We start from the raw sequence: 10,969 nt of genomic DNA, 5'->3' as shown, positions 1-10,969 counted from the left end.
CGGTGCTCAGCGCAGATCGAGCAGGCCTTGGACCAAGGGCTCCAGGTCCAGGCCATTAACCTGCTTGACCTGCTCGATCATCGCCTCAGGCCAGCACTGCATCCCCAGGCACGCACCGAGCATCGCGCCGAGAATCGCGGCGATGGTGTCGGTGTCGCCGCCAAGGCTGGCGGCCATGCACAAGGCTTCGAAGGCGTTCACTTCACCCACCGCGACTTGCTGCGCGAGGGCAAACGACACCACCACCGATTCCTGGGACGCCACCGAAGTGCCGATCAATTCGTAGAGCAGGTCGGTAAACAGCGCCTTGTCGCCGCTGTCGACGCTCAAGGTGCGCGCCCAACTGATGCGGGTGGCGATGCGCCCACCGGCAATCCAGTGGCCGTGGTTTTCCGCCTGTTGGGCGATCTGGCTGCCGATGTTCAGCGCTTCGCCCAGATCGACACCGTTGATCCCGGCGGAAACCACCGCGGCCACGGCTGCGGCGCTGGAGATGCCCAGGTTGGTGTTGTGGGTAACCTGGCACGCCTGGATCACCGCCTGGATAAACTGCACAGGGTCGTTGACGTTCGCCGCGATACCCACCGGGGTGATGCGCATGGCGGCGCCGTTGGTGGTGCCGTAGCGCCCGGATTCTTCCGGGGTGTGGCCCGCCAGGATCATGTCGATCGCGCGTTTGGTCGACGGGCCCAGCAAATCCTGGGAACCCTTGGCGCGCATCACCGCTTCCCAGTCGATCAGGCGCTGGGCCAGCTCGGTGGGTTCAATTTTGCCCTGGCCGTCCACCAGCAACTGACCGACGAGAATCGCCTGTTCGGTGTCATCGGTGATCGAACCCTTGGGCATGTTCGGCGCGATCGGCTGATCGGCGTCGGCATCTTCCAGGGCGGTGATCGCGCCGAAACGCGCCTTGACCTGCTCGCGACTCAGGGACTGGGTGGGCATGCCCAACGCATCGCCCAGGGCCAGACCGTAGAAGGCGCCGAGAGCGCGGGTGGTGGCGGTCATGTCGGTGTTCCAAATTGAAGGTGCAGGCGAAAGTGCAGAGGATCGAGCAGGCTTTCGACGGATTCCATGAAGCGGTCTTGCCGGTCGTAGGTGGTGCGCAGGGCCTTGAGGAACACCGTGCCCACCGGGCGTCCCAGCAATTGGGCGTCTTCCTCGTTCAGCGGCTCGGCCCCGATCCATTGGCTGCCCGTGGCGCCGACGTAGCCGTAGGCGGCCAAGGTGATAGTCAGGGAGTTATCGATCAGGCCGACTTGCGGAAGGCTTTCGAGGCCGCCGGAGGCCGGCATCAGCGAGCGCTCAAGGGACACGAACGTGCCGTCGGCGGCGCGACGGCGGCGATCGAGGGCGATGAATTGGTCACTGCCATGACTGCTGAGCAGGTCCGGGCGGGTAACCGCTTCCAGGCGCAGGATTTCGGAGGTGACCACTGCGCCGGTATCGGCAAGGGCCTGGGCCCAGCCGCTGCGCTGGTCCAGCACCATGCCGTCAAAGGTGACGATGGAGCCCACGCCGCTTTGGGTGGCGATGTAGCTGCGGCGCTTGAGTTCGGCCAGAGCTTCACGCAGGGTGCCGCGGCTGACGGAAAACTCTTCGGCCAGTTGGTGCTCGCCCGGCAACAGGACACCGTCAGCCATCACTCCGCCCTCGATACGGCGGATCAGCTCGTCGACGACGCGTTTTTTCTTATCAAATCGGACATGTCTAATCATGTACAAATTGATAACCGAAAGCGCCCGGCTACAGCAAGCGAATTATTTCAGAGGAAGGGAGAAATCAGCCTCAGGGCTCCAGGCCGATGGGGAAAAATACCCCGCCGCTCCAGACGCCAAGCCAGTTCTTACCGTTGATCGGACGGGTCACCGCCAACTCCACCAACTGATAGAACGCATTGCGGTGAACCAGGGCTTCGAGGTTGGTGCGCACCCGCAGGTACGGCGAAGGTTCCTGAGTGTCCGGGTCGATCACCACCCGCAGCGGATGTTCGATACCGGCCTCGACCTGTTCATCGACGTTGGTGGTAAAGCGCAGCACCTGGCTTTCGCCCTGCCCTTCGACTTCCAGGGTGACGGCGACAAAGGGCGCGTCATCGACCTTGATCCCGACCTTTTCCACCGGGGTGATCAGGAAGTAATCATCCCCGTCGCGGCGGATGATATTGGAGAACAGCTTGACCATCGGCTTGCGACCAATCGGCGTGCCCATATAGAACCAGGTGCCATCGCGGGCAATGCGCATGTCGATATCGCCACAAAAATCCGGGTTCCACAGATGCACCGGTGCGGGCCCCTTGCCCTTGGGCAATTGCGCCAACAGGTCATTGGCCTTGGCCGAATCGGTCATGCTGTACTCCTTGTGTCTTACTGATCGCTCATGCCCAACAGGCTGCGCGCGTAGTGCGCCAGGGGCTTGCCGATCAGATCATCAGGCTTGTTGTCGTGGAACGTCAGTAAACCGCCACGGCTGTGAATCCGCACAGTATCAATCAAATACTGGGTGCTGGTCTCGATCAACATGACCTGAATGGTGCCGGTGTCGATACCCAGGCGATCCTCCGCCTCCTGGTCAGACCATTCATCGGCGTTGCCGATCCGGTCATCCGCCTGGGCAAAGCGGCAGTACAGCAGGTAATGCGCACCGGCCGCGCGGGCTTCAGACATTGCCTGCTCCAGGCCTTCGGGCTTGCGGGCGCGGCGGACCATCGGGAAGTATTCGACAAAGCCGTTGAAGGCTTCCTCGGCCACCACGTTAGGCCGTGGATAGGCGCTGCCCGGCGGGGTGAAGGCGCCCTGGGCGATGAAAACGAAGGAGTCCGGCTGTATGCGGACCGAATTGACGCGGCGAGTATCGCTGTGGTCCAGCAGCCCGGCGTCGCTCATCTGATAGCGCGTGCCTTCGGCCATATCACTGACGGTCATGCAGCCACCCAGCGCGAGTGACGCCAGCACCAAAACCAGACTACGCATCCTAATTCTCCAAAGGCCGGTGACGGAAAACCGGCGAATGGGCACGAGATGCAGATTTTGCGCCAGCTTGCGGGACTAACCGCCGATGATCTTCATGATGGTGGCGCCGCCGGAGAATGCCACTTCCTGCTTGTCGCCCAGAGCCTTGACCAACAAGCGCTGCAAGGCCGGCAGAGCCTGGTGGCGGGGTTTGTCCAGCAGGTCGCCCACGTAGTGGCGGTTGCTCGACGACAGGCAGCCATGCAGCCAGCCGGTGGACGACAGGCGCAAACGCGAGCAGGTCCGGCAGAACGGTACGCTTTCGTTGGCGATGACACCGAAGAAACCTTTGCCAGGCACTTCGTAGCGCACGGCAGTGGCGTCCACCGGGGCGTTAGCTTGCAGGTATTCGTGTTGTTCGCCGATCAGGCTGAGCAATTGCTGGAGGCTGACGAATTGCTGCAGGAACGCGTTGGAATCGTTGGCCAAGTGGCCCATGCGCATCAATTCGATAAACCGCAGCTCGTAGCCACGCTCCAGGCAGTAGTCGAGCAGCGGCATCACCTGGTCGAGGTTCTGGCCGCGCAACGGCACCATGTTGACCTTGATCTTGATTCCGGCGGCGCTGGCCTGGTCCATGCCATCAAGCACGGTGGCCAGGTCGCCACCACGGGCGATGCTGCGGAAGGCGTCGGCATCCAGAGTGTCGAGTGAGACGTTGATCCGGCGAATACCCGCATCCACCAGCAGCGGCAGTTTGCGCGCCAGCAGTTGGCCGTTGGTGGTCAGGCTGATATCACTCAGGCCCATCTGCCCCACGGCGCCCATGAAGGCCTCCAGCTTGGGGCTGACCAACGGCTCGCCGCCGGTAATGCGCAGGCGTTCGATGCCAGCAGCCTCGATCAGGTACTCGACGCCACGCGCCATTGCCTCGGCCGACAATTCGTCCTGCGCAGCCACCAGCCGCTTGCCGTTGGGCACGCAGTAGGTACAGGCGTAATTGCAGGCTGAGGTCAGGCTGATCCGCAAATTGCGGAATCGCCTGCCTTGACGATCAACGATCATGGATCACTCCGGCAGAGGATAATTCGGGCGCGCTAAAACCTGACTGAAAAATCAAGTTTTAGCAAGGTCCTTGCCTGAGTATATTCCTGGGTTACTGCGCTGGGCAGGAAATCATATCGCCATCACGCTGGCGAATGATTCAAGTAGCCGGCGTTTCAGCGTTCGGCAAATCGGTGCTGTGCTTGCGTTTGTTGCCCATGCGCACGCCGATGTCCATCAGGAACTGGAAGAAACCTTCCTGGTCTTCCAGCACATTGCTCCAGAACGGCGAGTGGTACAGCGCGACGGCGCCGTGCACCAACGCCCAGGCGGCGCAGTAGTGGAAATACGGCGGCACGTCTTCCAGCTTGCCCTCGCTGATGCGGCCCTTGATCAGCAGGGTCAGGCGTTCGAAGTTCGAGGCACGGATCTTGTGCAGTTCCTCGACCATTTCCGGCACCTGATTGCCCTTGACCACTTTTTCTTCCAGGCGATCAAACAGGCGGTAGCGCTGCGGGTCACGCATACGGAACTCGAAGTAGGCGCGGGACAGCGCTTCCTTGTCCTTGTCGACATCGGCCGAGTGCAACAGCTCGTTCAAGTCGCGCTCGTAGTCGAGCATCAGGCGCAGGTAGATCTCGGCCTTGGACTTAAAGTGCTTGTAGATGGTGCCTTTGCCGATACCCACGGCATCCGCAATCATCTCGACGGTGACGCTGTCTTCACCCTGGTCGAGGAACAGCTTGAGTGCGGTGTCGAGAATTTCCTGCTCGCGGCGGCGAAACTCACGGACCTTGCGGGGTTCTTTGTGCATAAGAAAAAGGTCTGCAGAGATGGATATTGGGAGGGTGGCGTGCCCCAAGCCGTGCTTGTCGGAACGTTTTACCCGGTGCGCGGGATTATCCCGACTGAACGGTCGTTGGGCAACGCCTATATGAACAACCTTTGCACTTAACTTACAGCGCGCCAACGAATAAGCCGATTTGAGTCAGAAATAAAACAGGTCATTGGCGCATGTGCATCGCAACCAATGAGAACTCAACCGAAGCGGGCGTATTCCAAATCTGTTTAAAAAACGATCAGATGCGGCTGGACTGAATCGGATACTGATCAATACTTGAACTGTCGGCGTGGCATCTCCCCCAAGTGACGCGTCGACCTGGGTACCGACGGACTGCGTACCCTTGTTTTACTCCTAATGGTCTTAACCCGGATTCACCCCCCAGAACCCGGGTTTTTTTTGCCTGCGATTTAGTGGCCGACGTGAGCCAGCGGGAACAGACGCTTGAAGTTCTCGGTGGTCTGTTCGGCGAAGCGCTCGTAGGACTCGCCCCGCAGCATCGCCAGGTAATCCGCCACATCCCGTACGTATTCCGGCAGGTTGGGTTTGCCGCGATGAGGAATTGGCGCCAGGTACGGCGAATCGGTTTCCACCAGCAGGCGGTCTGCCGGGACCTGGCGCGCGACATCCCGCAGGGCATCGGCGTTGCGGAAGGTCACGATGCCCGACAGGGAAATGTAGAAGCCGAGGTCGAGGGCGGCCTTGGCCATGTCCCAGTCTTCCGTGAAGCAATGCAGCACACCGGCCTGGGGCAGCGCGGCCTCGCGCAGCAGGGTCAGGGTGTCGGCACGGGCGCCACGGGTGTGGACGATCACTGGCTTGCCGGTCTGCTGGGCGGCTTGCAGGTGTAGACGGAACGACGCCTGCTGCAACTCGGCAGCTTCCGGTTCGTAGTGGTAATCCAGGCCGGTCTCGCCAATGGCCACTACGCGCGGGTGATTGAGTTCGCCGAGCAGCCAGTCGAGGGCCGGGGCTTCGCCGGGCTTCAGATCCAGTGGGTGAATGCCCACCGAGCAATCGACGTCAGCATAACGATCGGCCAGGGCTTTGACGTCGGCGGCGTTTTCCGCGCTGACGCCGATGCACAGGAAGTGCCCTACCCCGCGCTGACGCGCGGCTTCGAGGGCGGCGTCGAGGGAGCCGCCGTGCTGGGCAAGGTCGAGGCGATCAAGGTGGCAATGGGAATCTACGAGCATAGGGATCTACAACTTGAGTCACGGAATATGTCTGGCCAACGATACACCCGTCGGCCACTGAAATTAACGGCGGCCGAGCAAGCCGACCCATTGCACCAGCAAGGCCTCAAGCAACAACACGCGGTTGAGGTTGGCCTTGCCCAGGACCTTCTGGCGTTGGGCGAGGATCCAGTCCTGAATGTTCAGGACCTTGTCCTGGGCACTCTTCTGCGCGAGGTATTGCACCACCTTGCGCATGTCCGCCAGGCCCAGGCCGTTTTCGTCCTGGGTCAGCTGGTAGCGCAGGATCAGGCTCGACCAGTCGCAGAACCAATCGAACAGCAGCAGCAAGGGAATGTCTTTCCAGGCGCTTTCGGCCAGTTGCGTGGCGGACATCTCCTGCCTGAGCAGTTTCTTCACTCCGTCCACCACCAGCGCGCGCTGTTCACGTACGCCTTGGGCCTGGAGTTTGACCGCCGCCAAGGGCGAGCCGGCCGCCAGGGTCAGCAACTCGACGCGCTCGGCCTCGCCGCACTCCGGCAGTGCCTGGGCCAGCCATTGCAGGCTCATGGCTTCGCTCGGCAACGGGCAGGCCTGTTGCACGCAGCGGCTGCGGATGGTCGGCAGCAGGCGGCTGGACTGGTGGCTCACCAGCAGCAGCACGGTATCGCCGGAAGGTTCTTCCAGGCTCTTGAGCAAGGCGTTGGCCGCGTTGATGTTCATCGATTCCACTGGCTCGATCAGCACCACTTTGCGCCCGCCCATCTGCGCGGTCTGCACCACGAAGCTGACCAGATCACGCACCTGATCGACTTTGATTGCCTTGTCGGCTTCTTCCGGCTCCAGCAGGTAGTTGTCCGGGTGGCTGCCGGCCTTGAGCAGCATGCAGGCTTTACATTCCCCGCAGGCTTCCAGGCCGTTGAGCCGCTGGCATAACAAGCTGGCCATCAGCCGCTCGGCCAAGGCGCGCTTGCCGATGCCCACCGGGCCGTGGAGCAAGTAGGCGTGGGCGTGCTGGGCACGGCCCGCCAGTTGCTGCCAGAGGCTGTCCTGCCACGGGTAGGCTTCAGCCACGGACACGCTCCACGAGTTTCGGCAACAGGGCGTCGATGGACTGCTGAACCTGAGTCAAGGGTTGCGCGGCGTCCAGCAGGTGATAACGGGCAGGATCGGCTTCGGCGCGCTTGAGAAACGCGCCGCGCACAGCTTCAAAAAACACTCGGGTTTCCAGTTCGAAACGATCGAGGCGACCCCGGGCAGTGGCGCGGGCCATGCCGACTTCCACCGGAAGGTCGAACACCAGGGTCAGGTCGGGACGCAGATCGCCCTGGACGAAGGTTTCCAGCGTCGCAATGCGCTCGAGGGACAAGCCACGACCGCCGCCCTGATAAGCGTAGGTCGAATCGGTAAACCGGTCGCAAATCACCACCGCGCCACGGGCCAGGGCCGGGCGAATGACTTCGGCCAGGTGCTGGGCGCGGGCAGCAAACACCAGCAGCAGCTCGGTGTCGGGGTTCATCTGTTCGTCGCCCGGGATCAGCAGCACTTCACGGATGCGCTCGGCCAGCGGCGTGCCGCCGGGCTCGCGGGTCAGCAGCACCTCGATACCTTCGGCGCGCAGGCGCTCGGCCAGGTATTCGCGATTGGTGCTTTTGCCGGCGCCTTCCGGGCCTTCCAGGGTAATAAACAAGCCAGTCACAGGCAGTCCTTAGTCAGAGTCATTGCGGGCTTTGCGGCGCGGTGTCGTCGGGTGCAGGGGACGGCTCGGCGGGCGTATCAACCGGCGCATCCGCAGGTTTTGCCGTCGGTGCTGGCGCCGGGCTGGAACGGTAATCGGCGCGGCGCTTCATCTGGTACTCACGCACCGCAGCGTTATGCGCATCCAGGTTATCCGAGAAAATATGGCTGCCGTCGCCTCGGGCGACAAAATACAGGCTGCTACCGGCCACCGGGTTCAGCGCGGCATGAATCGCCTCACGTCCGACCATGGCAATCGGCGTCGGCGGCAGGCCGGCGATCACGTAGGTGTTGTAGGGCGTGGCTTCCTTGAGATGGGCGCGGGTCAGCTTGCCGGTATAGCGCTCGCCGAGGCCGTAGATCACCGTCGGGTCGGTTTGCAGCAGCATGCCGATCTTCATGCGTCGCACGAACACTCCGGCGATCTGGCCGCGCTCTTCCGGCACGCCGGTTTCTTTCTCGACCAGCGAGGCCATGATCAACGCTTGATAGGGTTCGGTGTACGGCGCGTCAGCGGCGCGTTTGCTCCACTCCTGGGCGAGGACATCGTCCAGACGGTTATAGGATTTCTTCAGCAACTCCACATCGCTCATGCCGCGAACGAAGCGGTAGGTGTCGGGAAAGAAGCGGCCCTCGGGGAACACGCCGGGGTGGCCGAGTTTTTCCATGACCTCACTGTCACTCAGGCCCGACAGGGTTTGCTCGATCTTTTCATGCTTGGCCAGGGCGGCGCGCACCTGGCGGAAGTTCCAGCCTTCCACCAGCGTGATGCTGTACTGCACCACTTCACCACGCTGCCACAAACCGATCAGGCCCTCGGCGGTGAGGCCTGGGGTCATGCGGTACTCGCCGCTGTGCAGCGGCTGGCCGTCGAGGTTGAAGCGCCAGTAGAGACGCAACCAGAACGCATCCTTGAGCACGCCGTCATTTTCCAGGCGATTGAAGGTGCCGGTGGGCGTCGCGCCGGCCGGTACGTCCAGCAATTGCTCCTGGGTCAGATTCAGGGGCTGCTCAAGGGCCGAGTTCAGCTTCCAGGCCGAAGCGCCCAGCAGCAAACCCGCCAGGACCAGACCGATCTCCAGCAACAATACAAATTTACGTCTCAAATCAAATATCCAATAGTGCGCGAACAATGCCCTGCAGTTTACGGGTGAGCGGCCCAACCGGCCAGCTCATCGCAGCACATCCGCGCACCGGCCAAATGCCATATACGCTGTTGCACACAAAGACTTCGTCGGCCTGGTGCAGCTGTTCAAGGCTGATATCGGCCACGCTCGTCGGAATGCCCAACTGCTGCGCCTGGGCCAACACCTCGGCCCGCATGACGCCCGCGACGCCACAGCGCTTCAGATCAGCGGTCAGCAACACGCCGTCACACACCAGGAACAGGTTGCTGAAGACGCCTTCGATGACTCGACCGGACATATCCAGCATCAAACCTTCGGCGTGATCGGCATCCTGCCACTCGGCGCGGGCGAATACCTGTTCCAGGCGATTGAGGTGCTTGAGGCCGGCAAGCAAAGGTTGCTTGGACAAACGGGTGGTACACGCAAACAGGCGAATGCCTGACGCTGCATGTTCCGGGGGATAAGCGGCAGGCGGACTGCCTTGCAGAATGCGCCGCGCGGGAGCGCCAGCGCTGATGCCGTAACCGCGCTGGCTGTCGCCACGGGTCAGGATCAACTTGAGTACACCCTCGCCCAAGGCGGCGGCATAGGCCAGCAATTCGCTGCGGATCAACGGCTGATCCGCAACAATCGCCAACCGCCTGCAGCCCTCATCCAGGCGCTGCAGGTGGCGGTCGAGCAGCACGGGTTGCCCGGCCTTGACGGCAATGGTCTCGAACAGGCCATCACCGTACGCCAGGCCACGGTCTTTCAGGGGCACTGCGCCCGCCGGCTGACCGTCAACCCAGCTTTCCATCACTCGGCGAACCGGCGGAACACCAGGGAACCGTTGGTACCACCAAAACCGAACGAGTTGGACAACACCACGTCGATCGGCATCTTCTGCGCTTCATGCGGTATGAAGTTCAGGTCGCAGCCTTCATCCGGCTCATCGAGGTTGATGGTCGGCGGAGCGACCTGATCCTTGATGGCCAACACGCTGAAGATCGCCTCGACCGCGCCCGCCGCACCCAACAGGTGGCCGGTCATGGACTTGGTGGAGCTGACCGCCAGCTTGTAGGCGTGCTCGCCGAACACCGACTTGATGGCCTCGGCTTCCGCCAGGTCGCCCGTGGGTGTCGAAGTGCCGTGGGCGTTGATGTATTGCACCTGGTCAATGTTGACCTTGGCATCACGCAACGCGTTGGTGATGCAGCGTGCAGCACCTGCACCGTCAGACGGCGGCGAGGTCATGTGGTACGCGTCACCGCTCATGCCGAAGCCAATCAGCTCGGCGTAGATGGTGGCGCCACGGGCCTTCGCGTGCTCCAGCTCTTCGAGGACCAGGGCACCGGCGCCGTCGGCCAGTACAAAGCCATCACGGCCTTTGTCCCACGGACGGCTGGCACGGGTCGGCTCGTCATTGCGGGTCGACAGTGCACGGGACGCGCCGAAGCCACCCATGCCCAGACCGCAGGCAGCCATCTCGGCGCCGCCGGCGATCATCACGTCAGCTTCGTCATAGGCGATATTGCGCGCCGCCATGCCGATGCAGTGAGTGCCGGTGGTGCACGCCGTGGAGATAGCGTAGTTAGGCCCCTGGGCACCCAAGTGGATGGACAGGAAACCGGAAATCATATTGATGATCGAGCCAGGCACGAAGAACGGTGAAATTCTACGGGGGCCAGACTCGTGCAGCGTGCGGCTGGTTTCTTCGATATTGGTCAGACCGCCAATACCCGAACCCATGGCCACGCCGATGCGCTCACGGTTGGCGTCGGTGACCTCCAGGCCGGCATTACGCACCGCCTGAAAACCGGCTGCCAGGCCGTATTGAATGAACAGGTCGAGTTTGCGGGACTCTTTGACCGAGAGATATTCCTCGACATTGAAGTCCTTTACCGAGCCGCCAAAACGGGTGGAATAGGCAGAAAGGTCCGTGTGTTCGATCAGACCAATACCACTGCGGCCAGCCAGAATGCCCTGCCAACTGCTCGGCACATCCGTACCCAGTGGCGACAACATACCCATACCGGTGACTACGACGCGTCTACGCGACACAGCACTCTCCTTTTTCTAATGACGACACTTTGCATCAGGCTTAAAGGAAAAAAC

The 10,969-nt window shown here is 61.9% G+C and carries 12 protein-coding genes; all 12 read right to left on the bottom strand.

What is annotated here, in order from left to right:
* Nucleotides 1-6: 6 nt before the first annotated feature.
* Complete coding sequence (locus tag SNL23_RS01530) at nt 7-1,008, bottom strand: ADP-ribosylglycohydrolase family protein (protein ID WP_318301411.1); 1,002 nt, start codon at nt 1,006-1,008, stop codon at nt 7-9.
* A complete protein-coding gene (locus SNL23_RS01525) occupies nt 1,005-1,718 on the bottom strand; it encodes a GntR family transcriptional regulator (RefSeq protein WP_076015082.1) in 714 nt (237 codons plus the stop codon). The genes SNL23_RS01530 and SNL23_RS01525 overlap by 4 nt, the downstream gene beginning before the upstream one ends.
* Before the next feature lie 70 nt (nt 1,719-1,788).
* Nucleotides 1,789-2,349, bottom strand: a complete 561-nt coding sequence (locus tag SNL23_RS01520) for a DUF1285 domain-containing protein (protein ID WP_167663689.1) — start codon at nt 2,347-2,349, stop codon at nt 1,789-1,791.
* Nucleotides 2,350-2,366: 17 nt separating this feature from the next.
* Entirely contained in the window at nt 2,367-2,972 is a 606-nt protein-coding gene (locus SNL23_RS01515) for a DUF4823 domain-containing protein (RefSeq protein WP_318301410.1), read from the bottom strand.
* 75 nt (nt 2,973-3,047) lie between these two features.
* The gene (locus tag SNL23_RS01510; protein WP_076015080.1) at nt 3,048-4,016 is read right to left on the bottom strand and encodes a GTP 3',8-cyclase MoaA; all 969 of its coding nucleotides are present in this window, start codon (nt 4,014-4,016) and stop codon (nt 3,048-3,050) included.
* A gap of 139 nt (nt 4,017-4,155) precedes the next feature.
* Nucleotides 4,156-4,809 (bottom strand): TetR/AcrR family transcriptional regulator, encoded by a 654-nt coding sequence (locus tag SNL23_RS01505; protein ID WP_076015079.1) that lies wholly within the window; start codon nt 4,807-4,809, stop codon nt 4,156-4,158.
* Between the two features lie 437 nt (nt 4,810-5,246).
* Entirely contained in the window at nt 5,247-6,032 is a 786-nt protein-coding gene (locus tag SNL23_RS01500; RefSeq protein ID WP_017475806.1) for a TatD family hydrolase, read from the bottom strand.
* Between the two features lie 63 nt (nt 6,033-6,095).
* Nucleotides 6,096-7,085: a DNA polymerase III subunit delta' gene (locus SNL23_RS01495; protein ID WP_318301409.1), complete on the bottom strand. Its 990-nt coding sequence runs from the start codon at nt 7,083-7,085 to the stop codon at nt 6,096-6,098.
* A complete protein-coding gene (tmk, locus tag SNL23_RS01490; RefSeq protein WP_318301408.1) occupies nt 7,078-7,710 on the bottom strand; it encodes a dTMP kinase in 633 nt (210 codons plus the stop codon). Before tmk ends, SNL23_RS01495 begins: the two co-directional genes overlap by 8 nt.
* Nucleotides 7,711-7,729: 19 nt before the next feature.
* Nucleotides 7,730-8,854, bottom strand: coding sequence for an endolytic transglycosylase MltG (gene mltG, locus SNL23_RS01485; RefSeq protein WP_318301407.1), 1,125 nt, complete (start codon nt 8,852-8,854; stop codon nt 7,730-7,732).
* Nucleotide 8,855: 1 nt separating this feature from the next.
* Nucleotides 8,856-9,671: an aminodeoxychorismate lyase gene (gene pabC, locus SNL23_RS01480; RefSeq protein WP_318301406.1), complete on the bottom strand. Its 816-nt coding sequence runs from the start codon at nt 9,669-9,671 to the stop codon at nt 8,856-8,858.
* Nucleotides 9,671-10,915 carry a beta-ketoacyl-ACP synthase II gene (fabF, locus tag SNL23_RS01475; RefSeq protein WP_318301405.1) on the bottom strand — a complete coding sequence of 415 codons (1,245 nt, stop codon included), beginning with the start codon at nt 10,913-10,915 and terminating at the stop codon, nt 9,671-9,673. The genes pabC and fabF overlap by 1 nt, the downstream gene beginning before the upstream one ends.
* Between the last annotated feature and the right edge of the window lie 54 nt (nt 10,916-10,969).

This window comes from Pseudomonas sp. SED1 (assembly GCF_034044025.1).
Classification (GTDB): domain Bacteria; phylum Pseudomonadota; class Gammaproteobacteria; order Pseudomonadales; family Pseudomonadaceae; genus Aquipseudomonas.
The sequence above is the reverse complement of the archived record's forward strand: the minus strand, read 5'-3'. Positions and strand labels throughout refer to the sequence as shown.

Bases quoted from the DNA above. Each gene is read 5' to 3' on its own strand.
- SNL23_RS01530 (WP_318301411.1), bottom strand. From the start codon at position 1,008: ATGACCGCCACCACCCGCGCTCTCGGCGCCTTCTACGGTCTGGCCCTG.
- SNL23_RS01525 (WP_076015082.1), bottom strand. From the start codon at position 1,718: ATGATTAGACATGTCCGATTTGATAAGAAAAAACGCGTCGTCGACGAG.
- SNL23_RS01520 (WP_167663689.1), bottom strand. From the start codon at position 2,349: ATGACCGATTCGGCCAAGGCCAATGACCTGTTGGCGCAATTGCCCAAG.
- SNL23_RS01515 (WP_318301410.1), bottom strand. From the start codon at position 2,972: ATGCGTAGTCTGGTTTTGGTGCTGGCGTCACTCGCGCTGGGTGGCTGC.
- SNL23_RS01510 (WP_076015080.1), bottom strand. From the start codon at position 4,016: ATGATCGTTGATCGTCAAGGCAGGCGATTCCGCAATTTGCGGATCAGC.
- SNL23_RS01505 (WP_076015079.1), bottom strand. From the start codon at position 4,809: ATGCACAAAGAACCCCGCAAGGTCCGTGAGTTTCGCCGCCGCGAGCAG.
- SNL23_RS01500 (WP_017475806.1), bottom strand. From the start codon at position 6,032: ATGCTCGTAGATTCCCATTGCCACCTTGATCGCCTCGACCTTGCCCAG.
- pabC (WP_318301406.1), bottom strand. From the start codon at position 9,671: ATGGAAAGCTGGGTTGACGGTCAGCCGGCGGGCGCAGTGCCCCTGAAA.